The organism is Pseudoalteromonas sp. OF7H-1 (assembly GCF_022347825.1).
Classification (GTDB): domain Bacteria; phylum Pseudomonadota; class Gammaproteobacteria; order Enterobacterales; family Alteromonadaceae; genus Pseudoalteromonas; species Pseudoalteromonas maricaloris.
Genome location: NZ_JAKRFX010000003.1, coordinates 403,447 through 428,876 on the forward strand (window position 1 = coordinate 403,447; position 25,430 = coordinate 428,876).

The following is a 25,430-nucleotide window of genomic DNA, read 5'->3' on the forward strand; positions in this document are numbered from 1 at the left end:
GCCCTATTTCGCTTTATCGGCTAAGTGGATGTCTTCATGAGACTTAACATAAAAATGCATCGTAAAATCACTCAGTAATTTTGAACTTTGCTCACCGGCTACTATGCCCTGGATCACAGGTCGCTCTAATAAATAAGACGATTCAACTTGTCGTAGCATTTGCGATAACCGGTTATTTGATTCACTACGACCAATGACTTTGATCATATTTTCTTGCCGCTCAAGACTGGTGAGATAAACCCCAGCCGGAACTACTCGCGCTATTTCATCGATAATTTGCGTGCCGAGACTACGGTTGAGTTGTAACTCTTCAATAAGCCGAATACGGCGCTGTAAATTTTCTTTTTGCTTATTCAGATCGTTAATCGCGGCTATTCGTGAATCTAGTTGAGAGATCTCACTTTCGAGATAACGGTTTTTAACTTCTTGTCCGGTTTTTAAGCCATCATAAAAACTACCAAGCATGTACATTATCAATAGACAAGCCGCGATGATCACCGCAATGATAGTCAAAAAGATTTGTTGCGACGCTTGCCTTTGCTGCTCGCGCCAAGGTAGCAAATTTATATGTGGCATGATGAAAAGCTCCTTAGTGCCAAGCCTGTCGCTAAGGCAAACTGCGCTTTATGCTTTTGCAGCACATGCCTATCTACTTTTGGTGCGATCTCCATGTCGGTAAACGGGTCTGCCACGATTGTGTGGATCCCAAGCTCATCAATGAGCAGTTTATCTAAGCCACTCACCAAAGCCGTTCCCCCCGTCAACACGATGTAGTCTATATGATCTTTACCACTGGTTGTCATGAACATTTGTACCGCTCGACGAATTTGCTGCAGCATAGAAGTTTGGAAAGGAGCTAAGACTTCAAAGGTATAGTTTGGCGGTAAATCTCCCGTTGTTTTCGCCAGTTCAGCTTCATCGTAAGTTTTGTTGTAATAAGCAACAATACTGTTGGTATATTGCTCACCACCAAACACTTGGTCACGGGTATAAATCGTTTTCCCAGATTGAATAACGCTTATCAACGTAAGCACCGCGCCAATATCTATCATTGCTACGATTTTATCAAAGGCATCATTTGGCAGTTCAGGGTAAATGACGTCCATGGCTCTACTTAGTGCGTAGTTTTCTACATCAACAACTTTCGCTTTGAAACCAGCTTCTTCCAATGCGCCTACCCGTGCTTGCACGCTTTCGGTACGAGCCGCAGAGAGCAGCACATTCATTTTTGACGGATCGGCTTCGTTTACTCCAATTTTTTCAAAATCTAGACTAACTTCATCTAACGGGTAGGGGATCAGGCTATCCGCTTCAATAGCTATCTGGGACTCGAGTTCAGCATCAGTTAATGACACATCCATAAAGATCACTTTTGTAATCACGGTCTGACCGGATACGGCAACTGCTGCATATTGCGTGAGCTTTGGAATGCGCCGCTTCATTTTAGTTATCGCGTTGCCGATCGCTTCAATGTCTTGAATGGCCCTTTCATTTACTGCTCCTTTCGGAATAGGTTCAATCGCAACGGCTTCTACTCGGTAGCTGGAACTTGTCTTCGACAGCAACACCGCTTTGACACAATGGGAACCGATATCGATCCCTATCATCAGAGGTGCTTGTTTTTTTAGTAGTTGGCTCAGCATGTGAAGCGCCCGTTTCCTTTTAAGACTGTGTACCATAAAAATTTAGCACACAAAAATATTAATCGTTTTTTAATCAAGATATACTAGCAGTGTCTACCTGTAATTGGGAGTCTAACTAGGGATAATTCCGTGAAATTATTGAAAAGATTTTTACAATTCGTTTTTGTTTGTACCCTTTTAGGCGTGTTGACACTTATCAGTCTTTATTATTATGTCAAATCTGACATACCAAGTGTAGAGGTTTTGAAAGATGTTCAACTACAAACACCCATGCAAGTCTTTACACGAGACGGAAAACTCATCAATCAGTTTGGTGAAAAGCGCAGGATCCCTGTACGTTTGCAGGATGTTCCACTCCCCATGCGCAAGGCATTCTTAGCGACAGAAGATAACCGTTTTTACGATCATTTCGGTATTGATCCGATAGGTATCGTCCGCTCCGCTTTAGTGCTTATCACCACAGGGCAAAAAAAGCAGGGAGCCAGTACGCTCACCATGCAACTTGCCAGAAACTTTTTCTTAACAAGAGAGAAAGCCTATATTCGTAAAGTGAAAGAAATCTTTATTGCGTTGCATATTGAGCAGCTATTAACGAAAGACGAAATTTTTGAGCTTTACTTAAACAAAATTGAACTGGGTAATCGCGCCTTTGGTATCGGTGCAGCAGCACAAGTCTACTACGGTCGCTCACTATCAGAATTAACTTTAGCAGAAATGGCAATGATTGCAGGCCTGCCAAAAGCGCCTTCTGCGTTAAATCCAATTCGTAACCCAGAGCGCGCGCAATTGCGCCGGAATGTTGTGCTCGGACGAATGCTTGCTGAAAAGTATATTACCCGCGCAGAATATGATGAGGCGACACAAGCTCCTATCACGGCTAAATTCCATGGCGCCGAAATTGAATTATATGCACCTTATATTTCTGAAATGGTTCGCGCCTATATGGTTGAACGTTATGGTACTGATAAAGCTTATAACTCTGGCATGAAAGTTTACACCAGTGTGGAATCTGACATGCAACAGGCTGCTCAGCATGCATTAGTTGATAATTTACATGCCTACGATATGCGTCACGGCTTTAGAGGCGCAGAAGAAACCTATTGGCATGCTGAGACGGAATCGCCGCTCAGCCATGAAGGCATTATTACTCGCCTTAAAAAGGTCAATGAAATTGGGCCGTTAAAAGCCGCTGTAGTGCTAAACATTGCAGAGAAAACGGCCGACCTGCTCTTAAAAACCGGTGAGCAAATTACATTGGAATGGTCAGGCTTAAGTTGGGCCAGACAATACATCAGTGAGACGCGTCAAAGCTTACCACCAAAAACAACCGCAGATATCCTCGCGCCAGGCATGCAAGTGTTTGTCCGTAAACAAGACGACGGCTGGATGTTAAGTCAGTTGCCACAGGCATCCAGTGCCCTTGTCTCACTCGACCCACAGGATGGGCGTGTAAAGGCGATTGTGGGTGGCTACAGCTTTGAGCTTAGCCAATACAATCGCGCTACTCAAGCTAAGCGTCAGGTGGGTTCAAACATCAAACCCTTTATTTATTCATCCGCATTAGAAAATGGCTATACCCTAGCCACCATTCTTAATGACGCCCCGATTAATCATTGGGACAGAAGCGTTGGCGTGGCTTGGCGTCCGAAGAATAGCCCTGAAGTGTATAACGGCCCGATCCGTATTCGCCGAGCGCTTGCACAATCGAAAAACGTGGTATCTGTTCGTTTGATCAAAGGCGTTGGCATAAATAAGGCCGCTGATCATTTGCTTAAATTTGGTTTTCAAGACGCAGATATTAATCGCAGTGAGTCATTGGCGCTTGGTAGTGCTGCACTGACTCCTATTGAAATGGCGCGCGGCATGGCCACTTTTGCCAATGGCGGTCACCTCATTGAGCCGTACTTTATCGATAGAATTACCGACTCATTCGGCACTGAACTGGGGGCGGCAGAACCGTTATTAGTCTGCGACGAGCAGCAGCTGGAAGAACAACCTGAGCGCTGTGCACCGCAAGTGATTTCGGAGCAAAACGCATTTCTGATTGCCGATGCACTTCACAGTGCTATCTGGGGTGGTGGTAGCTGGAAACACGACACGGGCTGGAGCGGCACAGGCTGGCGTGGTCAGTGGTTAAAACGTCGTGACCTTGCTGGAAAAACGGGTACCACCAACGACTCCGTAGATACTTGGTTTACGGGCTTTAACCGCAACGTTCTCACTACAGTTTGGGTTGGCTTTGACGATGCGAGTAAATCCTTGGGTCGTGCGGCCTACAACGCTAACCTTGGTGATAATCAACTTGTTGGGGCAGAAGCCGGCGCAATTTCAGCACAACCAGCTTGGATAGACTTTATGCGTGAGGCACTTAGAGATGAGCCTTTGGCCCCGATAGAGCCGCCTCCAGGGCTTATTTCAACTCGGATAGACTTAAAGACAGGGCTTTTGTCTCGTAAGAACGACTACACATCTCGGTTTGAGTATTTCGAACAAGGTACGGCCCCAACCAAATACGTATTAGATACGGATAGCAGCACACCGTTTGACGATACCGCGCCGCTACCAACTCACGAAGAGTTATTCTAGAATAAAAATGCCGATACAGATGTATCGGCATTTTTGTCTTATACTAGTAGTTATTATATCTATTTTCTTAATAGAGCTATTTTAGATTTTGCGTTAGCCAGAATAAATCGGAATGTATTCCCGCTGCTGTCACTTCTTTACCTGCCCCCGGGCCTTGGATCACCAGCGGGTTTTGTTCATACCATTTAGTGTGGATCACAAAAATATTATCACCCGGCGTTAAATTCGCGATTGCCGAGCCATTTGGTACCTGTGCAATGCCTACTTTTGCAGACACTTTACCATTGCTTGCAATTTCAAGCGCACCAGTATAGCGAAGCGCAGCGTCATTCGCAGTGGCCTTTGCATAGTGTGTCGCATAAAAGTCATCGAGTTGCTGGCGATTTTCTAAAAACGTTTGCCATGAACCCACACTCAAGGACTCAGGCATTAATGCCTCTAATTCAATATCTTCAAGCTCAAGTTCAATGCCTAACTCTCGTGCTAAGATCAAAAGCTTACGCTGCATATCACGGCCAGATAGATCTTCGCGCGGATCGGGCTCGGTAAAACCAAGTTCTTGCGCCCCAAGCACTAGCTCAGAAAATGCTTCAGAACCATCATAGCGACTACAAAGCCAAGATAAAGTGCCGGAAAAGACGCCTTCAATTCTCACCACTTCATCGCCACTATTTTGCAGATCAGCCAATGCAAAGTTAATGGGAAGACCTGCGCCAACACTGGTATTGTAACGCCATAACAGGTTACGCTCTTGTAACTGCTGACGCAGCTTTGAGTACCAACCTTGTTGTGCCGTGCCGGCATATTTATTGGCGCTGATCAAATGGCAGTCATGTTCAACAAACAGCGGATACAACTCACTGAAACGCTCGCTCGCAGTAATATCGACCACCACTTTATGCTCGTAATCTAGCTCTTTAATACGAGTGAATAGCTCTGCTTCATTGTATTCGATGGCCTCATTTTGCCATTGCTGTTGCCACGATGCTAAATTCAACCCGCTTGGACAGAACAACATTTGCTTAGAACGCAGTAAGCCAACCAACTTAAGATCAAAGTGCTCACTCAGCTTAGCGACTTGGTTTTTGCATTGTTCGATGAACACTTCACCCACATTGCCAACACCCGCCACTATCACAGCAAGCTCCCTGCCTTTATTCACCAAACGTTCGTGCAATATAGCAAGTAGATCGCTATCAATAGCTTGATCGGTTAACACTAAGCTGTAATGACGCTCTTGCAGCACAAAACGGGTGACAATCGCATGTTCGTCCAATAATTCCAGAGCTTGCTGATGCAACCCAGCAATATCCTGACTTGGGGCAACAATAGCAAAGCCTTGTACTTGCGACTCAATAATATTGGCTCGCGAATCCAGCGCTTTGATCACAACATGGCTAAACTCAGATGGCACCAGTAAGTGTGCCTCTCCACCTTTAACAAAATGATGGATGCTATGCTGGATAAGCTGGCTTAGCTGTTTCACTTCTCCACTTTTTAACTGTTCAACACGTAACAGGTCAAGTTGTCCAAAAGTGGTAATAAAGCGCTTCTCTTTGCTATAGCCTGCCTTTACTATCTCAGTGCCAAGCGCATCGGCATCAAAGCTGCTACGAACTTGTAGTTTTATGTCGGTATCTTTAAGTGGAGACAGCGTTTTTGCATGCAGTACCGGATTACCTAATCGTGCGAGTAATTCAGCTTGGCCACGACATACTTTAGTGTATTTTATGGCATTAGCGACTTTACGTGGATCTGTGCTGAACACACCAGTTGTATCCGTCCAAATTGATACTTGAGCCGCATCAAGATAACTTGCCAACAAAGTTGCGCTATAGTCACTGCCATTTCGGCCTAAGGTCACCGTTTCACCTTGTGCATTTGCAGCAATAAAACCGGTAACGATATAGATAGCGTGATCATCAATGGCGCGATAGCACGCTTCTTTGTTATGGGCGTGTAGTAACACCCCCTCTTGTTGTACAAATAACCTACGAGCGTCGATAGCTTTGGCTTCAACACCTTGAGAGCTTAGGTAGTTTGCTAATATACGAGCCGACCATAGCTCTCCATGTGCAAGTAAACTCGCGTAGTGAAGATGTTGCTCTTCTCGCCCTAAAGCGATTGCTTGCAGCTCATTGACAAGCTGTTTGAGTAACACACTGTGTTGTTCACCTACAAACAAGGCATCAATTAATTCACGTTGATGATTTTCAACTTGTAACAAGACATCGTTGAATGCGCGAACATCTTGCTGCTCAAAGCTTTGCCATAACTTCACTAGGGTATTCGTTGTTTTTCCTGCAGCAGAAACCACAACACTGTCACCTAGCTGACATTGCTCTAACACTATCTTGGCAACCGCCTGATAACGCTCTGGCGAGCTTAAACTCGAACCACCAAACTTATGTACTACTTTTGCCATTTACTCACCACAACGCTACTGTATGTGCAGGCGTTAATTTGAATGACTTAGCATCATCACTCGCCTGACTTTCATCAATACATGCAAATCCTGATTCCAGATCTGCAATGAGATCCTGTGCATCTTCAATGCCTACAGAAATACGAATCAACGTGTCGCCCACTCCCGCTTCTAAACGCGCTTGCGGATCCATACCTGCGTGTGTCATCGTCGCTGGATGGCAAATAAGACTCTCAACCCCACCTAAAGATTCTGCCAATGAAAAGTGCGTTAGAGACGTTAAAAACTTCGCTGATGTTTGCAGATCGCCTTTGATATCAAAGCTCACCATGCCACCAAAGCCGAGCTGTTGTTTTTTCGCAAGTTCGTGTTGAGGATGCGACTCAAGGCCAGGGTAATAAACTTGGCTAACATACGGCGACTTTTCTAAATACTCCGCAATAAGCTGAGCATTTTCTTGATGTTGGCGTAAACGCACGTTTAAGGTGCGCAGTCCACGTAGAGTAAGGTAACTATCAAAAGGTGCACCGGTAATACCGATATTATTCGCCCACCAAGCTAACTCATCACCCAACTCCTGTGTACGCGCGATCACCGCCCCCCCCACGACATCAGAATGACCATTGATATATTTAGTAGTTGAATGCACGACTACATCTACGCCAAAAGCAATGGGATTTTGTAGTGCCGGAGACAAGAAGGTATTGTCGGCGGCGACCAAAGCCCCCACAGCGTGTGCTGCATTTACGACAGCTTCTATATCCGTTAGCCTTAATATTGGGTTACTTGGTGTTTCAATCCAAACTAATTTAGGTTTGATCTGCTGCAGCTGTGCAAGACTTTCTGATTGTGTGAGATCCAAGACGGCTAATTTGAGCAATCCACGCTTAGCAAGCGATGTAAACAAGCGATAGCTACCACCATAACAGTCATGTGGAATAACCAGCGTATCGTCATGGTTAAGTAGCTGAGTTACTAGGTGAACGGCAGCCATGCCAGTCGCGGTAATAATGCCACGAGCACCACCTTCAAGTTCGGTAAGTGCCTGTGCAAGCACATCACGATTAAAGTTACCACTGCGGCCATAATCGTAGTCGCGTTTGGTATCAAAATCGGCAAAAGAATAGGTGGTAGAAAGGTAAAGCGGTGGCACTACTGCCCCATGTGCTTTATCAGCTTCTATACCATGACGCACTGCAACCGTCGATTTGTTAACTTGACTCATAAGGTCACCTAGATAGTTGGATGTTTAGACGTCTAAAAGGTTAGAACAACAGAAACTAGAAGTCAAAACATTTATACTGCTAAATGGCTAAATAACTAGTATTTGACTATCTTTTTTAAACCGATAAAATTTCGCCACTCTAGGCGTTGCTAATACGACTGAGTTATTGAAAACTATGGCAGAGATTCTTCTATCTCGCTATGGCGGATTAGTTTATTCATCTATTTGAGTTTGGGATTTATCTTTAATTCGTAAGGTTATCCCTATATTCATGCGGTTGGTGAATAATGTAGACCAGAACCCAGTCATATTGGCATTGATGTAACTGAGGCAAGTACACAATTATGGCAAAATGGAACGGTGAGTATATTCACCCATATGCAGAACACGGTAAGAAAGCAGAGCAAGTAAAAAAGATCACGGTGAGCATACCTCTGAATGTACTCAAAGTGCTAACTGATGAGCGTACACGTCGCCAAGTGAATAACTTACGTCATGCCACGAACAGTGAGCTTTTATGTGAGGCGTTTCTACATGCCTTCACAGGTCAGCCACTGCCGAGCGATGAAGACTTGAGAAAAGATAACCCAGAGCGTATTCCGTTAGAGGTAAGACAAATAATGGAAGAGCGCGGTTTGGAGATCCCAGAAATAAACGAAGAGTGATAACTACTCTTTCTCTGTGGACATACAGACACAAAAAAAGCCTCAATCGAGGCTTTTTTCATTTGGATAATACCAATGGTACTATTCCATATATCCAGCTGGCATATCGATTTGTGCCACACCTGATTCAATTGCAGCTACCGCTACCGCTTTTGCGATACGAGGTAACAAACGCGGATCCATTGGTTTTGGAATAATGTACTCAGGACCAAACTCAAGACTATCCACATCAGCCGCTTTTAACACTTCAGCAGGCACAGGCTCTTTCGCAATCGTTCTAATTGCTTCAACCGCTGCAATCTTCATCTCGTCATTGATAGCGGTTGCACGTACATCAAGCGCACCACGGAAGATAAACGGGAAACACAGCACGTTATTTACTTGGTTTGGATAATCTGAGCGACCTGTCGCCATGATCAAATCATTACGTGCACCGTGTGCAACCTCAGGGCTGATCTCTGGATCTGGGTTAGAACAAGCAAATACCACTGGCTTGTCAGCCATTAGCTTTAGATCCTCAGCAGAAAGTAAGTCTGGGCCAGAAACACCAACAAATACGTCCGCATCTGCAATCACGTCTTGTAACGTACGCTTATCCGTGTTGTTTGCAAACAGCTCTTTGTATTCATTTAGGTCATCACGACGAGTATGGATCACGCCTTTTCTGTCCAGCATATAGATGTGCTCACGTTGAGCACCGCATTTGATCAGTAATTCCATACAAGCAATAGCGGCTGCACCCGCGCCAAGACACACAATAATCGCATCATGAATATCTTTACCCTGGATTTCCAACGCATTCAGCATACCCGCAGCGGTTACAATTGCAGTGCCGTGCTGATCATCATGGAATACAGGAACGTCACAGCGTTCAATTAGCGCGCGCTCAATTTCAAAACACTCTGGCGCTTTAATATCTTCAAGGTTAATGCCACCAAATGTGTCTGCGATATTTGCCACAGTATTAATGAAGTCTTCGGTGGTGTTGTGCTTAACTTCGATATCGATTGAATCAAGGCCCGCAAAACGCTTAAATAATAGCGCCTTACCTTCCATAACAGGCTTTGACGCCAAAGGACCTAAGTTACCTAAGCCAAGAATTGCCGTACCATTACTGATCACCGCAACCATATTTCCTTTACCCGTGTAACGGTATGCATTCGCCGGATCAGCCGCGATTTCACGTACTGGCTCTGCAACACCTGGGCTGTATGCAAGTGCTAAGTCTTTTACGGTCTCGGCAGGTTTAGTGAGTTCAACACTGATTTTACCTGGAACGGGCTTCTCGTGATAATCTAGAGCTTGTTGACGAAAGTCTGTCATGGCGCGATATTTTCCTACGAAGTTAATGTGAGAGTGTGGTAAACGTTCGCATTCTGAATGTTGGCAACCTAGCTAGCTGGTTACAGCAACACACAGTGCGATTAACTATATGAGCGACGACATTCAACCACTCAACAAGCGTATGTGCTTTGCTGTCGCGGTATGTCAATAGGACATATAGTTAATCGACCGTATTCACACAATACCGAGTTTTGCTCATTATTCAAGTAAAATCAGGTCTATCCACTAGCACGGCATTTTCTATACTTTTCCGAGAAGATAAGCTCAATTTTAAGAAATATTTCACAAATAAAATGACTAAAACTTAAAAAACAAGACGCTAAAACCAGCACAAAATGTATAAAATTAGCACAAATGTACACCAACTATAAAAACAATAAGAAAATTGCAACTTAACTAATTTTAACGTCAAGATACCGACATTTAATCGCAATATACTGACTTTAGTTTATATTAAGTGCTCATACCTGATACTAATTACTATATGAGCTTTGATTATTTTCACAACTTAAGCTCGTAAATGTTCAATATTTATCTGCTAAATAGAGTTTTTACTCTACCCAAGAAATCAGTAAAGTTTTGCTGCCAAACTGGCAAGTTTTTTATTTTAGAAGAATAAAAGACACAATAAGACGGGATGACTGACGGTCTGTCTGTTGATGCAGAATAGGATGTATAAATCGGGAAGGTATTTTCAAACAGGCACAAAAAAAGCACCATAGGGTGCTTTTTTCGACTAGACCAACAAGATTACTTCTTGCTGCTAAGTGCACCGAAACGCTTGTTAAAGCGATCTACACGGCCACCTGTGTCAAGGATCTTCTGCTTACCAGTGTAGAACGGGTGACATGCAGAACATACGTCTAGGTGAATATCTTTACATAGCGTTGAACGAGTTTCGAACTTGTTACCGCAAGAGCACGATGCAGTGATCGTCTCGTAATTAGGGTGAATACCTTCTTTCATAGCAACCTCTAGTTAAGGCCGTATCGCTCTCCAAACCCGAAGTCTGGCACCATACGTAGTTATACAAAAATGTGGACGCGTATTTTAGTGCCTAACTGAACAATCTACAAGCAATATTTCAGAGTTTTTTATCACCGCCTCTGAGTACGTTTTCAATTCGTACCACCTTAGGTATATACTTCGTCACTGCGCTCACTTTATGGAATTGTAATACATGCTCATTCTTGAAGTAGCTTTAAAGCTGCCACTGCACCGAACATTCGACTATTTGCTAGCACCAACCATGCAAGTTGAAGCAGGAATGAGAGTCACCGTCAATTTCGCCAACCGTCGCTGCACAGCGATTGCGCTTGCTAAAAAAGACGACACCGATGTACCAAAAGAAAAACTCAAGCAAATTATTGAGGTGTTGGACGAGCATCCTGTCTTTAGCCAAGCACAACTTAGCTTCTTACACTTTGTCTCTCAGTATTACTGTCATCCAATTGGCGATACCTTATTCACAGCACTACCGGCAGTGCTTAGAGAGGGTGGAAGCCCAGACAAAACTCAGATCCCTGTCGTCAGATTAACGGAAAAAGGGCAGAAACTACCAACACTGCGAGCCAAAAAGCAACAAGCACTGCTTTCTCAATTATATGAAGGTGGCGCAATAAAATTAAGCGAACTAAAAGCGCTCGGATTTGCTAGCCAAACAATTAAAGCATTGGAAGAAAAATCGCTTATCTCACAATCTATTGAGCATGATAGCGATTGGTCGCAAAATGAATTACAGCTAGGCGAAAAGCCACGCCTAAACGACCAGCAAGCGACTATCTGCAGCGCCGTCAATGCACAAGTCGGTTACCGTACCTTTTTAATCGAAGGTGTAACGGGAAGTGGTAAAACCGAAGTCTACTTACAGAGCCTTGAAAACATAATAAAAGCGGGTAAACAAGCACTGATCTTGGTGCCTGAAATTGGACTTACACCACAAACGGTCAACCGCTTCAAAAAGCGCTTTAATAACCTGCCCATTGATTTATGGCACTCAAATCTAACCGATAACGAGCGCCTACATACTTGGCGTCGCGCCGAAAAGGGTCTGAGCGCCTTGGTTATCGGTACTCGCTCGGCCATTTTTTTGCCATTTCAAAATCTCGGCATGATCATCGTTGACGAAGAGCACGACAACTCGTTTAAACAGCAAGAAGGCCTGCGCTATCACGCCAGAGATCTCGCTGCATTTCGAGCGCATCAGGCACACTGCCCTTTGCTTTTGGGAACAGCAACACCGGCATTAGAAACATTACACAAAGCCATTACCAACAAATACCAACTCGTCACACTGAGTAAACGAGCGCAGACCCAGCACGATAACCAATTTCACCTTGTAGACATGAAAGGTCAGCCAGAACAAGGCGGGTTTTCACCAATGAGTTTACATTGGATGGAAAAAACACTCGCTCGCGGTAAGCAGGTTATGGTGTTTCTAAATCGTCGGGGGTTTGCACCAACATTGATGTGTCACGAATGCGGATGGCTTAATACCTGTAAACATTGCTCTACCAGCGCCACGTACCATAAAAACATGAACCGCTTGGTATGCCATCATTGCGGTGAGCAGGACTTTGTACCGCGACAATGTCCAGATTGCGGCAGCACCCAAATTATGCCCACAGGGCTTGGTACAGAACAACTCGAAGGCTTTTTAAGCGAACGCTTCACTGATATTCCCGTCACTCGCATTGACCGAGATTCTACGCGCCGTAAGGGCAGCCTTGAAAGCGCCCTTGAAGAAATTAATCAAGGTGGCACGCGAATTCTGGTCGGCACTCAAATGCTTGCCAAGGGCCACCATTTTGCTGATGTCAGTCTTGTGATTATCTTGGATGTGGACTCAGGACTTTACTCTTGCGACTTTAGAGCAACCGAGCAAATGGCGCAGCTTATTACGCAAGTTGCTGGACGAGCCGGACGCGCCGGTGAAGCGGGAACCGTGTTATTGCAAACGCATTTTCCAGAACATCCATTATTGCAAGATTTAATCAATAATGGTTATGGCGACTTCGCGCGATATGCCTTACAAGAGCGTGAAGAAGCTATGCTTCCCCCCTTCGCACACTTAGCTATCATCCGCGCCGAGGCAACAAATATAAATACAGTATTGCGCTTTTTGTCGGATTTGGTTCCAGCTACCCCCTATCCTGGTATACAATTGCTGGGTCCAATTCCAGCACCACTTGAACGAATAGCTGGAAAGTTCAGATATCAATTACATATACACGCACAACAACGCACTGTGCTGCGGGACTACCTTTCGCAACTTGCGCGCTATATTGCTACGCATGAGTCTGCCAATCGAGTACGCTGGAGCATAGATGTTGATCCAATGGATAGCTATTAAAATCAAATAACCTATGGCACAGCACGATTACATCAATAAGAAACCTAAAGGCAAGGGGAAAGACAAGCCAGAAAAATCGGCAAAATTTCCTGTTATTGCTGCTATTTTTGCATTTCTACTGATCGGTGGGTTTGCCTACGGTCTTTGGTTTATAAAAACCAATGCCGATCCTAAAGAAGTAGAGCAAGCCAAAAATCCGCACCCAGTTGCCGAGCAAAAGGTTAGTAAACCAAAGCCTCGCCCACCTGAGTTCATTGAAGAAATTAAAAATCATGAAATCAAGGTCGAAGTTAAAGAGATCGAGAGCAAAGGCCCCTATCAAATGCAGTGTGGTTCATTTAGAACCCATAGCCAAGCCGAAGCCATGAAAGCCAAAGTTGCGTTTGCTGGATTAATCGCAGAGATCCGTCGTACCGAAGGGAGTAACGGTGTCTGGTATCGTGTCCGTCTTGGTCCCTACGATACCAAACGTTTAGCCGAGAGCGATAAAAACAAATTGCAACGTGTTGGGATATTTGGCTGCGGGATTTGGGGCTGGACTTGATTTTTATAAGTCTACCCATATTTCCTACTAATCTAGAGTTACACGGGCACAGGCCCAAATAAGGATTACTATGACTACCATCGTTAGTGTTCGTCGCGATGACAAAGTGGTTATCGGCGGTGATGGCCAAGTTTCGCTTGGTAACACAGTTATGAAAGGCAACGCACGTAAAGTTCGTCGTCTATACAATGGTAAAGTACTGGCAGGTTTCGCTGGCGGTACAGCTGATGCATTTACATTATTTGAACGCTTTGAAGCAAAGCTAGAGATGCACCAAGGCCATCTCACTAAAGCAGCCGTAGAAATGGCAAAAGACTGGCGTACCGACAGAGCATTAAGAAGGCTTGAAGCCCTACTTGCGGTAGCCGATGAAACCGCCTCGCTAATCATCACAGGTAACGGCGATGTGGTGCAGCCAGAGCATGATCTTATTGCTATCGGCAGTGGTGGTAACTTCGCACAGGCGGCTGCAACCGCACTACTTGAAAATACAGACTTAAGTGCGAAAGAAATCGTGGAAAAGAGCCTGAAGATCGCTGGCGATATCTGCGTATTTACCAATAATTTCCAAACTATCGAAGAATTGTAATAGGACTCGTCATGACAGCTATGACTCCAAGAGAGATTGTGCACGAGCTTGATCAACACATTATCGGTCAGGACAAAGCCAAAAAAGCCGTCGCGATTGCACTGCGCAACCGCTGGCGTCGTATGCAGCTTGATGAAGAGCTGCGTGCAGAAGTTACACCAAAGAATATTTTGATGATCGGCCCAACGGGTGTGGGTAAAACTGAAATTGCCCGCCGTTTAGCAAAGCTTGCTAACGCGCCATTTATCAAAGTAGAAGCGACTAAGTTCACCGAAGTGGGTTATGTTGGTAAAGAAGTTGAAACCATCATCCGTGATCTAGTCGAAGTTTCTTTTAAACTAACACGTGAACAGCAAACCAAGAAATTCAAATTCCGCGCTGAAGAAGCCGCCGAAGAACGTATTTTGGATGCACTTTTGCCACCAGCAAAAGACGCTTGGGGTGAGTCTCAGCCAAATGAAAATTCGTCAACACGTCAAGTATTTCGCAAGAAACTACGTGAAGGTCAGTTAGACGACAAAGAGATTGAGATCGACATCGCAGAAACGGCGCCTCATGTTGAGATCATGTCACCTCCTGGTATGGAAGAAATGACCAGCCAGCTACAGAGCATGTTCCAAAACATGTCGGGTGACAAGAAAAAGAACCGTAAGCTGAAGATTAAAGAAGCACTTAAGCTATTGATTGAAGAAGAAGCTGCAAAGCTTGTTAATCCAGAAGAGCTTAAAGAGCAAGCTATTGAGTCAGTTGAACAAAACGGTATCGTGTTTATTGATGAAATCGATAAAATTTGTAAGCGTGGTGAATCTTCTGGCCCAGATGTTAGCCGTGAAGGTGTACAACGCGACTTACTACCACTTATCGAAGGTTCAACCGTTAATACTAAACACGGTATGGTAAAAACCGACCACATTTTATTTATCGCGTCAGGTGCGTTCCAAATGGCCAAGCCGTCGGATTTAATCCCTGAACTACAAGGTCGTTTACCTATTCGCGTTGAACTAGAAGCACTGACTGCGGGTGATTTCAAACGTATTCTAACTGAGCCAAATGCATCTCTTACAGAGCAGCAACAAGCGCTACTGAAAACAGAAGACGTCACTATCGACTTTACCGATGACGCTATCACCAAACTGGCTGAAGCTGCATATCAGGTCAACGAGAAAACTGAAAACATCGGTGCGCGCCGCCTTCACACAGTGATGGAAAAGCTGATGGAAGAGATTTCATTCGATGCCAGTGAAAAGGCCGGTGATACCTTGACGATTGATGCCGCCTACGTTGAACAGCATTTAGACATGCTTGTTCAGGATGAAGATTTAAGCCGCTTCATTCTGTAAATTAAAATCAAAAGCGGAGCCTTGCTCCGCTTTTTGAGTTATACCAATTATGTATCAAGTCACCAAACTTCATTATCATACGCTCAGTAAAGTGCTCGATGTTTATTTTGAGGACGGCCGCTGTTTTGCGCTAAGTGCCGAATTCTTACGAACACATTCACCATCCGCCGAAGTGCAAGGACATAGTCCGGCGCAAAAGCAACTCGTGCTAAACAAACAGAATGTCGCTATCAAGACAATTGATCCCGTTGGTCACTACGCTGCACGCATTGTTTTTGATGATGGCCACGACTCTGGGCTTTACAGCTGGCAATACTTAGACACTATAGCCACGCAACACGATGCGCTGTGGCAGGAATATGTAAACGCGGTAGAAGAGTATAAAACCCAAAAGGACAGCGTACCTATCAAGTTTGTGCCTTAAATTTACTGTTGATAAGCAGCCTGATACGAAGATTTGACATTATCGACCAAGCTATCTAAAACCTTTAAATTCATCTTATTAGGGAAGAAATCAGCTTGTGCCGCTAGCTTGTTACGCATCTTCATTAGTGTCACTCGATCTTCTTTTAAAAACGCAACACTCGCGGCTATATACTCTACCCAAAGGAACTCGGCAGGATTATTCTTCGCAGAGAGCAGAAGTGCCTCTCCAACCTCTATCGCCTGTTCTCGCTTTCCCGCCATAGCGTGATTCTGAAATAAATGCCATTGCAAACTTGCTTGCTGCTCTCCAGTCATGGTTTTATATTGCTCAATGAGCATTGCAGCTTCTAAATAACAACCCTGATTATACAGTACTCGCCACCCAGAGTTAGGTGTTTGATCAAAGCTTTTATAATTCATATTAGTCATGTTATTGCGTACAGTATCGAAGCTATCTCGACATAACATCGAAGCTTGAACAGAAAAGTTTCCCATAGCCAAAAGTAAAAATAGCCCCCGGATACAAGAATTACGTGTGGAGAGTTTCATTTAAATATTCCTTTTCAACATGTGATTTTCTCTTTATAAAACATACCTTTTAAAGATGCAAACCCCTACCTAAGACGATCCGGAAAATTTCTACAACAGTACATATTACTCACGATGTTGAATAGAGTCACCTTAAATGCAATACGCTTCTCAATATTCAAAATGACAATCAACCTGAACCTTAAAAATAATAAGCAAGCTCATTTCTTATCCGAGCCTCAGGTTTAATAAAAAGCCCCACTATAAATAAAGTGGGGCTTTGACATTAAGAACCTCAGGTTGAATTGGTGTTTATACCTGATACTTAGCCACGGCTTCGTGTAATACGCGCGCTTGTTCTGCGACTTCTTCACTACTTTGCGCATTAGAGCGAGCATGCTCTGACGCACCTTGCGCAATGTCTCTGATTTTAACCACGTTTTTATTCACTTCTGAAGCAACTTGGTTTTGTTCATCAATTGCCGTCGCGATATGCGTGCTCATTTCCATAATCGTTTGCACATCTTGGGTGATCATGCTGAGCAACTCCCCAGCCTTTTCAGCTTGCGACACACTTTCATTGCCTTGCTCACGACATTGTTCCATGATGTTCACCACTTCTCGTGTACGCTGTTGTAGTGTAGAAATGATGCTTTCGATTTCTTGTGTGGAGTCTTGAGTACGCTGCGCAAGTGACCTAACTTCATCCGCTACAACAGCAAAACCTCGACCTTGCTCACCTGCGCGCGCAGCTTCAATAGCAGCGTTTAGCGCAAGTAAGTTTGTTTGCTCTGCAATACCACGGATCACATCCAATACCGAGCCAATGGTTTCACCGTCACGCTCTAACTGAGCAACAACGCTTGAAGCACCACCTAACGATTCCGATAACTGCATGATGTGCTCAATTGTTGCTGTAACCTCACGGCGACCTTGTTGCGCATTTTCATTCGTTGTCTCGGCTTTATGCGCCGCTTCACCCGTATTATGAGAAATGTCTTGGATCGTCGCTTGCATTTCGGTCGCTGCGGTGGCGACCATATCTGCTTCATGCAACTGCTCAGCCATTCCAGTACTCGTTTGGGCAGTGGTTTCCGTTAAATGATCCGTGGCTTCATTAATGGTTGCCAACGCTCCATTCACATCCGCTATAAGATCTCTAAAGTCAGAAATTAAGCTATTAAAATCACGGGTCATAATCGTGATTTCGTCATTACCGCTTTGTTCAATTTGTAGACTTAAATTATTTTCACGACGAATGCGCTCAATGGTTTGGTAAACACGCTCTACGGGCTGAATAATTGAGCGACTAGTCGATAACACCAAAGTCATCACAATAATACCAGCAGTCACAAACACACCAATGGCGAGCATCTGAGTTTTATCAACGTTTTCTTTGATCTCTGTTTTTGCCTGTTCAACAACCTCAGAGACCACAGCATCACTTTTTTCAACACTCACTTTCATTTTGCCTAGCGCACCGCTCGTCAAATCTAAGCCAAGTGCCTCTTGTGCTCGAACTAAACCCGCAAATTTGGATTGATAGGTGCTCAATAAACTAAGCAGCTTAGATTGATATTGAGCGTTAAACCCAGCACTACGAATTTCCTGCGAAAACTGTGCAACAAGCTCGTCAAAACGCTTAAGATATTTGGTATCAAAACGTAACATAAAGTCTTTTTCGGCTCGGCGAAGCTGCAGCATGGTTGAAAGGAGTTGATAATTCTGCTGCTCTTTTAGTAGTGTTTCTACCTCGTGTACCGCACCACGAAGCTCACCGTAAAGAGCATCCTTTGGATGCAAACCAATTGTTTTTTGTAATTGCACCACTTTTTGAAAGTCATCGTAATAACTTTTTGCTAAACGTTCAAATTCGTTGATCCGACCTAAATCGATATCAAAATCAGAAAAAGTACCTTGCAACAAAGCGAGCTTAGTTTGCAACTCACGATACTCGTTTTCAAACTCATCAAGTGAATCCACCTGCTTGTAAAAAAGGAAATTTTTCTCGTGTTTGCGCATTGCTAATTCATGAATGTCGAGCTCTTCTGCATATTGAATGGTTTCATTCAATTTCAGCATAGTACGAGCTTCGTACATGATCATAATTAACATAACAACCAAGGCAATCCCTACCACTAATGCATTCACTTGCAAACGACGTCTGATAGTCAGATTTTCTAATACCGCCATCGGCTTACCTACAATGTTAATAGACTGGCTAAAGTATAGCTGAAGCCTTTCTGCCTTGCCTCATAATAGGTAATTATTCTGGGTTCATATTACAAATTAATATATTTACGCCGCTTTTACATACAAATTATTAACACCGTTCCAGAGTTGATTGTGTAATAAATCAATATTATGCCATTGACCTCCCATCAACCACTCCACTAGCAAGCTAGGATCGGATGGAAAATAAAACGATGCCTTCGCGTCTGTTTGCAGCCACTCTTCCAGCGCGCCAGCATTGAGATAATTCATCACTTGGGCATGACCGAGCTCCGCTAGCGTCTGCGCATTATTCTGCTGTTCAAATTGACCATCTAATGGTTTAAGTAGCAGTTTCTTACCGAGTTTTAATGCTTCACTAGAAAGCTCAAACCCAGCATTTGCAATCACGCCACTGGTATTTCTTAAGTCTTGAATAAACCCAGAACGACTCGGTTTTCTCAGGTGAATATGTTGCAAAGAAGCATTGTCGGCATCCGGGTGATAGCAATAAAACTCCTTATCAGGGAAATCTTTTAACAACTCAATAATGCTATCCAAAGCTTCAAACGGCAGATAAACCAAAACTTTGTTAATTATCGATGCACATTGCTCTTGCTCAGCCTCGTAAGGAATAAAAGGCGGAATAATATGCTTATCAAACGGTTGCCAGTGCACCCCAAGATGAATATCAGCTGGTGCAAAATACCGGATCAGGGCTTTGTGCCAAGGCTGTACGGCAAATTGTGGGACAGCATCATATAAATATGACGCTTGATGACTCATTGCTATCACCGGAACCTTTGCCAGCTTTCCTGCCCACGCACTGACAGGCTCAAAGTCGTTAAAGATCAAATCATAACCTGATACATCTAATTTTCTAACATCGCGAATAAACTCACCAAACTTGAGCGATTGGAAGGTTTTTATGCGATTTAACTGGCCGCGCTCGGTAACGAATGACAGCCCTCGGCAACTGCGATAATCACCAAAATCATGCATATCGAAATAGTTTTCCGAAGGACGTCCAGAAAAAAAGTAGTCAACAGAAATTCCCATGTTGCGAAAGCAATTTGCCATTACCCGAGCTCGAGTCGTATGGCCATTTCCCGTTCCTTGAACACCATATAGTATTTTCATACGCTTCCTAATATCACTATCGCTAAACTTGCACAGGCAACACCCATTGCCGCACCAAGCACCACATCAAGTGGATAATGTACCCCTACAATTACGCGTGACAATGACACTCCTGAAGCCCAAATCATCAACGGAAACGCAGCCAGTGGAATTTGCTCCATCAAGCAAGTCGCATATAGCCAAGCGCCAGCACTATGCCCCGAGGGCAGACTAAATTTATCGCTCGGCGTCAACAAGGCTTTCACTGCGTAGCAGTCACATGGTCGTAATCGTGCAAAACGATTTTTTAGATAGAAGTAAAGCGGCCTTTCAATTGCAAAGGCCAAAATCACGGTGAGTGCAAATTGCTGACCTAACTGCTCCAAAAACAGAGCACACGCAATTGCGACCAACACATAGAGTCCACCGTTGCCACTTTTGGATAGACCTAATGCTATCAATCTAAACCAGTTTCTTGGTTTAGGGCAAAACACCACAAAGTATAATGCAGCGTCCAGCTCGGCTAGTTTTGCTTTCATCATTCGAGTCACGCCTAATTGCTCACAATATCAGCATAGAAGAGCAAAATAACAAATGGGTGACACTTTTAAGACACAAATATGTAAGTTGAATCAAAGCATTGCTAAGCACAAGTATGAGAGTATACTGGTTATCGACAATCAATATTCGAGGATTCAATATGGAATACAGCACTTCTGATCTTTGCGACCACTTTGCTGATGTGGTTGATGTGCTAGAGCCTATGTTCATCAATTTTGGCGGCCAGACGTCATTTAGTGGTCGTATCACTACCGTCAAATGTTTTGAAAACAATGAGCAAATCCAAGATGTACTACAACAAGACGGTACTGGTCGTGTGCTGCTCGTTGATGGTGGTGGTTCAACTCGTCGTGCACTGGTTGATATTGATTTAGCTGAGCTGGCGGTCGAGAACAACTGGCAAGGCATCATCGTTTACGGCGCGGTGCGCCATGTTGATGAACTAGAAGAAAGCGATATTGGCATTCAAGCTATCGCTTCTATCCCTGTGGCAGCAGATAGCAGTGGCAGCGGCGAAGTCGGCATTCCCGTTAATTTCGCAGGTGTCTCTTTTTACGAAGATGATTTTGTTTACGCCGACTCCACCGGCATTATCATCTCTGCAGAAGAGTTAGTTTTAGAAGACGATAACGAAGACAATTAAGCGCTAGAAGTAACAGTCATGAGTACAGCAGTCCGTATATATGATGAAAGTAATATTGCCACTTTTGTCAGTGCAAGAGCCGGTGAAAACAGAATTTGGCAAAGCATAAGCTTTTTACAATGCGATCATGACTACGCGGCTTCGCTTAGAGACGCGGCCCAATTTGGGATCCGTTATGTGTTGTTGGGGATCCCTGAAGATATAGGTCCGCGCGCCAATTGTGGGCAAGGCGGCGCCGAGCTTGGTTGGCGAGCCTTCCTCAAACGCTTTTTAAATCAGCCCGATAACCAGTTTTTGTCGGGCGATAAGATTTTGTTGCTAGGCGAGGTGGATACCCAGGCTATTCAAACGCGCGCACTATCGCTCGATAACACTAATAGCGAACAGCTAGCGCTGTTACGCGCTCTCTGTGCCGACCTCGACAACCAAGTTATTGCAACCCTAGCACCTATCTTTGCTGCAGGCTTGGAGCCAATTATCATTGGTGGTGGTCACAATAATGCTTTTGGTATTTTGCAGGCACATTTTGAGGCCAGCAAGCGTGCCGCTGGTGCCATCAACTTTGACCCTCATGCTGACTTTCGAGCTTGTGAAGGTAGACACAGCGGTAATGGCTTCAGTTACGCGCATCAAGCTGGTAGCTTGTCGCATTATCATGTCATCGGCTTGCACGAGCACAAAAATAACCAAACAATCCTTACTCAATTGCAAAACGCTGGATTCGGATTTTCAAGTTATCAAGCGATAAAAACCAGACAAACTCTGAGTTTATCCACATCACTAGACAAAGCGTTGGCAACGATGCCAAGCGACATTCCATTAGGCGTAGAGTTAGACGTTGATGCCATCGTCGGTATGCCTGCAAGTGCCCTGACCTATCAAGGCTTCACAACTAGCGATGCCGAATATTTTGTTTACCGTATGGCTCAGGCTCGACATGCTAAATATTTGCACTTATGTGAAGCAGCCCCGGCTAGACACCCACTTGGTGAGCAGGCGGGTATCGAACATTGTGGCCAAATACTAACGAACCTTGCGAACGCTTATTTAAGTACCCGTCAACAGAGGCGCTAAACACTGTAACAGCCAAAATCCATGTAAAGGTAAGGCGCACCTAGTTATTGAGGCAGCCTTTGTTTCAGCCAACTGATCAAAATATTACTGTTCTGTGGTCGAGAAAAGTAAAACCCTTGCGCTGCCACCGTGCCAATGCTTTTTACAAACTCGAGTTGCCCGAGAGATTCAATACCCTCGCCAATCACGCGACAGTGCTTTTCTTGATGCATCTCTACAATACCTTTTACCAAGGATTTGGTATGCCCCATATGCTCAGGCTCTTGCGTCATATTGCGCGACAGTTTCACGTACTCAAAACGCAGTGCCGGTAATTTAGCTAGCACCAGCGGCGCATCACCAAAACTATCGACACACATTTTTACACCCAAGTTCTTCAAACGACTGATCATCGCAATTTCTTGCTCATCTAGTTCGGCAAGCATACTAGCTGGACACTCAATAATGATAGCACCTGGGCTTAATTGATGGTTGAGCATGGTGTAGTCAATAAACTCGATAAAGCTTTCGCTCAACAGCTCAGCACCAAAGACATTTATACTGATGGGAACGCTGATCCCTTCCATCTTCAGTGCTAATGCAATTTCGCAAGCACGCTCTAGTACATATTCAGCAACAGGAATAGCAAGTCCAACTAAACGAATATCATCAATAAACTCATTGGCACTTAAAATCCCTTGCTTTGGATGCTGCCAGCGCAACAGTAATTCCACAAACTCAATGCTGTTATCTTCATGACGAACGACTGGATGAAAATAGAGCTCAAATTCAGATCTAAAGTTGATTTTAGCTAACTCCGACAACCTAACTTGTTGCTCCAGCCGATGAATTTGCATACGTTGTTGATACGGCACGACTTGTTGATGGCTATGCTGATGCGCTTCTGATTGTGTATCTAGCGCTAAAAACACGCAAGAAATCAGGTTCTCAAGTTGCCCCATTTCTTCATCGCAATTCACGTAACTCGCACGCATCATGATCTCTAACGTACAGCTACCAACATTGAATGGCTTTAAAGTGCTGTTTGATATTTCCTCTATCAGCTGCTCATGAAAGTGCTTACCATGCTTTAACGAACAGACAAACGCAAAGTTAAGACCACCTAGATGCGCCATTTTCGCAGTTTCATTGCCATGAGTGATGGCCATAACATCACCGGATTGCAAACATTGCGCAATACGATTAGCCGATTGAGCTAACAGCAAATCACCAAACTCACGCCCTAAATGAAAATTCACCTGCTCGAAACCCATGAGACGGACTAGCACGAGCATACAAGGGCTCCCTTCCGTTTGGCGATATTCATTAAAAGCACGTTTAAAACTTTGCCGACCAGGTAACCCCAAACTTTCATGCTCGGTGTGGTCATCATTGTGTTCTTTCAATTCAAATTCATTTGCGCTGCTATACGCTTGATAGGCAAGGAAAAGAATATACATAAACACAATGACAATTGCGCCATGCTGGGCAGGAAATGTCCATAGATATTCAGACACAGTCCACATTACCAAAGTGATTATCGCCGCAGCACTTATCAACAATAAGCCACTTTTGTGCTCCTGTAAGCCATGGAATAAATACAGGAGTATCGTCAGAGTAAGTAAATGTAATGTAGTGATATTGCCCGTAAAGGCGAGCAGTATTGCAAGTGTTGCACTGCTAAGGTGAGCCAGCTTGAGCATACCTGAGGGGCGCTGCAGCATTAATGCTAACGCCCCCATTACAATGGCTCCAGCCATGCCAGCCATCATTGGCGTAATTAGTATCGCTATTCCTTCAGACAGCAATAATTCCGTGGCTCCGCCACTAGCTGTTGAAAATGAAAGCATAATTTGTTGCTTATAAATGGATCATTACTGATTAAGTTTACCCAAGATCCACAAATTTGACAGGTCCGCTACACCAAATTGATAACTTAACTGTGCAGGATGGGTAATGTCCCATAACGCTAAGTCCGCCCGCGTTCCAACTTTCAATACTCCACGGTCGTTCAACCCCAAGGCTTTCGCAGCATTAACCGTAACACCGCAAAGCGCTTCTTCCGGTGTCATTCTAAATAATGTGCATGCCATATTTAGCATTAATCGCAGTGAGCACAAAGGCGCAGTACCTGGATTGAAGTCGCTAGCGAGTGCCATTGCTACTTTGTGCTTTCTGAGCAAGTCAATTGGTGGTAATTGCGTTTCTCGTAAGAAATAAAAAGCACCAGGTAAAAGTACCGCAGTAACGTCCCCTTTCGCCATTGCTTCCACACCTGCTTCATCAAGATATTCAATATGATCCGCTGAAAGCCCTTTAAACTTTGCCACCAGCTCGCTGCCATGCTGATTAGATAGCTGCTCAGCATGACATTTAACCTGTAATCCCAACTGTTGTGCTCGAGTAAATACTTGCTCAGTTTGCTGATAGGTAAATCCGACGTTCTCACAAAATACATCAACAGCCGTTGCTAATTGGCGCGAAGCAACTTGTGGCAGCATCTCATCACAGACTAAATCAATGTAGGCTTGGCTATTATCTTTGTATTCTGGGGGTAATGCATGTGCGCCCAAGAACGTGCTATGCACATCAATCGGGTGATGCTCATTAAGTAGTTGATTAATTTCTAGCAGTTTTAGCTCATTTTCAACGTCGAGGCCGTAACCCGATTTACTTTCAACCGTGGTAACCCCTTCTTTGAGTAGACTATTCAAGCGGTTCTTACCGTTAACATACAGCGTTTCTCTGTCTGCCAATCGTGTCGCCTTAACAGTACTTGCGATACCACCACCTTGCGCGGCAATCTCTTGATATGACGCCCCCAGTAATCGTTGCTCAAATTCGTTGGCCCGAGAGCCTGCAAATAAAATATGCGTGTGGCAGTCGATTAACCCTGGGGTCAACCATTGGCCATTGGCTTTATGAATAGGTGTTGCAATGGCGTCAACCTCAGGTAATTCACTACGAGGGCCTAACCAATTAATTTTGCCATCTTTAATGGCGATCGCTGCGTTTTCTATCGCACCATAAGGGGTATCCAAATTGGGATCCATAGTTGCAATATTGACATCGATAATAAGCAAATCGGCTTCTAACATCATACTTGTCCTAATCTAAATCAAATCCATATGCCAACACATTGAAAGAAACTCGCTCACTGCGAGATTTATTCATTG

21 protein-coding genes are annotated in these 25,430 nt (G+C 44.3%); 9 read left to right on the forward strand and 12 right to left on the reverse strand.

From position 1 onward, the window contains the following. Window positions 1-3: 3 nt before the first annotated feature. A complete protein-coding gene (locus MHN30_RS05975) occupies window positions 4-576 on the reverse strand; it encodes a PilN domain-containing protein (protein ID WP_130164949.1) in 573 nt (190 codons plus the stop codon). Next, complete coding sequence (locus MHN30_RS05980) at window positions 564-1,643, reverse strand: pilus assembly protein PilM (protein ID WP_045990228.1); 1,080 nt, start codon at window positions 1,641-1,643, stop codon at window positions 564-566. The genes MHN30_RS05975 and MHN30_RS05980 overlap by 13 nt, the downstream gene beginning before the upstream one ends. A 129-nt stretch (window positions 1,644-1,772) precedes the next feature. Here MHN30_RS05980 and MHN30_RS05985 point away from each other — a divergent pair, with 129 nt between their 5' ends. Then, entirely contained in the window at window positions 1,773-4,229 is a 2,457-nt protein-coding gene (locus tag MHN30_RS05985; RefSeq protein WP_239358920.1) for a PBP1A family penicillin-binding protein, read from the forward strand. 76 nt (window positions 4,230-4,305) lie between these two features. Here the strand turns inward: MHN30_RS05985 and metL are convergent, their stop codons facing one another. After that, window positions 4,306-6,654: a bifunctional aspartate kinase/homoserine dehydrogenase II gene (gene metL / locus MHN30_RS05990; RefSeq protein ID WP_239358921.1), complete on the reverse strand. Its 2,349-nt coding sequence runs from the start codon at window positions 6,652-6,654 to the stop codon at window positions 4,306-4,308. A 4-nt stretch (window positions 6,655-6,658) separates the two neighbouring features. Continuing rightward, window positions 6,659-7,879: a cystathionine gamma-synthase gene (gene metB, locus MHN30_RS05995; RefSeq protein WP_069020523.1), complete on the reverse strand. Its 1,221-nt coding sequence runs from the start codon at window positions 7,877-7,879 to the stop codon at window positions 6,659-6,661. 344 nt (window positions 7,880-8,223) lie between these two features. On the opposite strand from metB, the gene metJ reads away from it, so the two are divergent. Continuing rightward, complete coding sequence (gene metJ, locus MHN30_RS06000; RefSeq protein WP_010368921.1) at window positions 8,224-8,544, forward strand: met regulon transcriptional regulator MetJ; 321 nt, start codon at window positions 8,224-8,226, stop codon at window positions 8,542-8,544. Between the two features lie 81 nt (window positions 8,545-8,625). On the opposite strand, the gene MHN30_RS06005 is transcribed toward metJ, so the two are convergent. Together MHN30_RS06005 and rpmE are read right to left on the reverse strand one after the other, a co-directional pair. Continuing rightward, a complete protein-coding gene (locus tag MHN30_RS06005; protein WP_069020522.1) occupies window positions 8,626-9,867 on the reverse strand; it encodes a malic enzyme-like NAD(P)-binding protein in 1,242 nt (413 codons plus the stop codon). Window positions 9,868-10,638: 771 nt separating this feature from the next. After that, window positions 10,639-10,854, reverse strand: coding sequence for a 50S ribosomal protein L31 (rpmE, locus tag MHN30_RS06010; protein ID WP_010607053.1), 216 nt, complete (start codon window positions 10,852-10,854; stop codon window positions 10,639-10,641). A 214-nt stretch (window positions 10,855-11,068) separates the two neighbouring features. On the opposite strand from rpmE, the gene priA reads away from it, so the two are divergent. The 5 genes from priA (at window position 11,069) to MHN30_RS06035 (ending at window position 16,137) form a co-directional block, all read left to right on the forward strand. Continuing rightward, a complete protein-coding gene (gene priA, locus MHN30_RS06015; protein ID WP_130164952.1) occupies window positions 11,069-13,240 on the forward strand; it encodes a primosomal protein N' in 2,172 nt (723 codons plus the stop codon). Between the two features lie 13 nt (window positions 13,241-13,253). Next, the gene (locus tag MHN30_RS06020; protein WP_010368930.1) at window positions 13,254-13,784 is read left to right on the forward strand and encodes an SPOR domain-containing protein; all 531 of its coding nucleotides are present in this window, start codon (window positions 13,254-13,256) and stop codon (window positions 13,782-13,784) included. A 70-nt stretch (window positions 13,785-13,854) separates the two neighbouring features. Next, window positions 13,855-14,373, forward strand: coding sequence for an ATP-dependent protease subunit HslV (gene hslV / locus MHN30_RS06025; RefSeq protein ID WP_010368932.1), 519 nt, complete (start codon window positions 13,855-13,857; stop codon window positions 14,371-14,373). An 11-nt stretch (window positions 14,374-14,384) separates the two neighbouring features. Continuing rightward, window positions 14,385-15,713, forward strand: coding sequence for an HslU--HslV peptidase ATPase subunit (gene hslU, locus MHN30_RS06030; RefSeq protein ID WP_010607051.1), 1,329 nt, complete (start codon window positions 14,385-14,387; stop codon window positions 15,711-15,713). Window positions 15,714-15,762: 49 nt separating this feature from the next. Further along, the gene (locus MHN30_RS06035; RefSeq protein WP_130126989.1) at window positions 15,763-16,137 is read left to right on the forward strand and encodes a DUF971 domain-containing protein; all 375 of its coding nucleotides are present in this window, start codon (window positions 15,763-15,765) and stop codon (window positions 16,135-16,137) included. A 2-nt stretch (window positions 16,138-16,139) separates the two neighbouring features. Here MHN30_RS06035 and MHN30_RS06040 read toward each other — a convergent pair whose 3' ends face one another. From MHN30_RS06040 to MHN30_RS06055, 4 genes are all read right to left on the reverse strand, one after another. Continuing rightward, the gene (locus tag MHN30_RS06040) at window positions 16,140-16,688 is read right to left on the reverse strand and encodes a hypothetical protein (protein ID WP_239358922.1); all 549 of its coding nucleotides are present in this window, start codon (window positions 16,686-16,688) and stop codon (window positions 16,140-16,142) included. Between the two features lie 291 nt (window positions 16,689-16,979). Beyond that, window positions 16,980-18,860, reverse strand: a complete 1,881-nt coding sequence (locus MHN30_RS06045) for a methyl-accepting chemotaxis protein (protein WP_130164956.1) — start codon at window positions 18,858-18,860, stop codon at window positions 16,980-16,982. 105 nt (window positions 18,861-18,965) lie between these two features. Then, entirely contained in the window at window positions 18,966-20,018 is a 1,053-nt protein-coding gene (locus tag MHN30_RS06050; RefSeq protein WP_222242204.1) for an MJ1255/VC2487 family glycosyltransferase, read from the reverse strand. Beyond that, window positions 20,015-20,539: a phosphatase PAP2 family protein gene (locus MHN30_RS06055; RefSeq protein ID WP_010368944.1), complete on the reverse strand. Its 525-nt coding sequence runs from the start codon at window positions 20,537-20,539 to the stop codon at window positions 20,015-20,017. The genes MHN30_RS06050 and MHN30_RS06055 overlap by 4 nt, the downstream gene beginning before the upstream one ends. A gap of 158 nt (window positions 20,540-20,697) precedes the next feature. Between MHN30_RS06055 and rraA the strand changes: the two genes are divergently transcribed. Next, entirely contained in the window at window positions 20,698-21,201 is a 504-nt protein-coding gene (rraA, locus tag MHN30_RS06060; RefSeq protein WP_010368946.1) for a ribonuclease E activity regulator RraA, read from the forward strand. A gap of 18 nt (window positions 21,202-21,219) precedes the next feature. Next, window positions 21,220-22,275 (forward strand): arginase family protein, encoded by a 1,056-nt coding sequence (locus MHN30_RS06065; protein ID WP_239358923.1) that lies wholly within the window; start codon window positions 21,220-21,222, stop codon window positions 22,273-22,275. Window positions 22,276-22,319: 44 nt separating this feature from the next. Here the strand turns inward: MHN30_RS06065 and MHN30_RS06070 are convergent, their stop codons facing one another. Together MHN30_RS06070 and hutI are read right to left on the reverse strand one after the other, a co-directional pair. Next, window positions 22,320-24,104, reverse strand: coding sequence for a GGDEF domain-containing phosphodiesterase (locus MHN30_RS06070; protein WP_130164959.1), 1,785 nt, complete (start codon window positions 24,102-24,104; stop codon window positions 22,320-22,322). A 24-nt stretch (window positions 24,105-24,128) separates the two neighbouring features. Beyond that, window positions 24,129-25,352, reverse strand: coding sequence for an imidazolonepropionase (gene hutI, locus MHN30_RS06075; protein WP_130164965.1), 1,224 nt, complete (start codon window positions 25,350-25,352; stop codon window positions 24,129-24,131). Window positions 25,353-25,430 lie beyond the last annotated feature (78 nt).

What these genes read in the sequence shown, in the direction of transcription:
- MHN30_RS05975 (WP_130164949.1), bottom strand. Translation starts at nt 576, where the DNA reads ATGCCACATATAAATTTGCTACCTTGGCGCGAGCAGCAAAGGCAAGCG.
- MHN30_RS05980 (WP_045990228.1), bottom strand. Translation starts at nt 1,643, where the DNA reads ATGCTGAGCCAACTACTAAAAAAACAAGCACCTCTGATGATAGGGATC.
- metL (WP_239358921.1), bottom strand. Translation starts at nt 6,654, where the DNA reads ATGGCAAAAGTAGTACATAAGTTTGGTGGTTCGAGTTTAAGCTCGCCA.
- metB (WP_069020523.1), bottom strand. Translation starts at nt 7,879, where the DNA reads ATGAGTCAAGTTAACAAATCGACGGTTGCAGTGCGTCATGGTATAGAA.
- metJ (WP_010368921.1), top strand. Translation starts at nt 8,224, where the DNA reads ATGGCAAAATGGAACGGTGAGTATATTCACCCATATGCAGAACACGGT.
- MHN30_RS06005 (WP_069020522.1), bottom strand. Translation starts at nt 9,867, where the DNA reads ATGACAGACTTTCGTCAACAAGCTCTAGATTATCACGAGAAGCCCGTT.
- rpmE (WP_010607053.1), bottom strand. Translation starts at nt 10,854, where the DNA reads ATGAAAGAAGGTATTCACCCTAATTACGAGACGATCACTGCATCGTGC.
- priA (WP_130164952.1), top strand. Translation starts at nt 11,069, where the DNA reads ATGCTCATTCTTGAAGTAGCTTTAAAGCTGCCACTGCACCGAACATTC.
- MHN30_RS06020 (WP_010368930.1), top strand. Translation starts at nt 13,254, where the DNA reads ATGGCACAGCACGATTACATCAATAAGAAACCTAAAGGCAAGGGGAAA.
- hslV (WP_010368932.1), top strand. Translation starts at nt 13,855, where the DNA reads ATGACTACCATCGTTAGTGTTCGTCGCGATGACAAAGTGGTTATCGGC.
- hslU (WP_010607051.1), top strand. Translation starts at nt 14,385, where the DNA reads ATGACAGCTATGACTCCAAGAGAGATTGTGCACGAGCTTGATCAACAC.
- MHN30_RS06035 (WP_130126989.1), top strand. Translation starts at nt 15,763, where the DNA reads ATGTATCAAGTCACCAAACTTCATTATCATACGCTCAGTAAAGTGCTC.
- MHN30_RS06040 (WP_239358922.1), bottom strand. Translation starts at nt 16,688, where the DNA reads ATGAAACTCTCCACACGTAATTCTTGTATCCGGGGGCTATTTTTACTT.
- MHN30_RS06045 (WP_130164956.1), bottom strand. Translation starts at nt 18,860, where the DNA reads ATGGCGGTATTAGAAAATCTGACTATCAGACGTCGTTTGCAAGTGAAT.
- MHN30_RS06050 (WP_222242204.1), bottom strand. Translation starts at nt 20,018, where the DNA reads ATGAAAATACTATATGGTGTTCAAGGAACGGGAAATGGCCATACGACT.
- MHN30_RS06055 (WP_010368944.1), bottom strand. Translation starts at nt 20,539, where the DNA reads ATGATGAAAGCAAAACTAGCCGAGCTGGACGCTGCATTATACTTTGTG.
- rraA (WP_010368946.1), top strand. Translation starts at nt 20,698, where the DNA reads ATGGAATACAGCACTTCTGATCTTTGCGACCACTTTGCTGATGTGGTT.
- MHN30_RS06065 (WP_239358923.1), top strand. Translation starts at nt 21,220, where the DNA reads ATGAGTACAGCAGTCCGTATATATGATGAAAGTAATATTGCCACTTTT.
- MHN30_RS06070 (WP_130164959.1), bottom strand. Translation starts at nt 24,104, where the DNA reads ATGCTTTCATTTTCAACAGCTAGTGGCGGAGCCACGGAATTATTGCTG.
- hutI (WP_130164965.1), bottom strand. Translation starts at nt 25,352, where the DNA reads ATGTTAGAAGCCGATTTGCTTATTATCGATGTCAATATTGCAACTATG.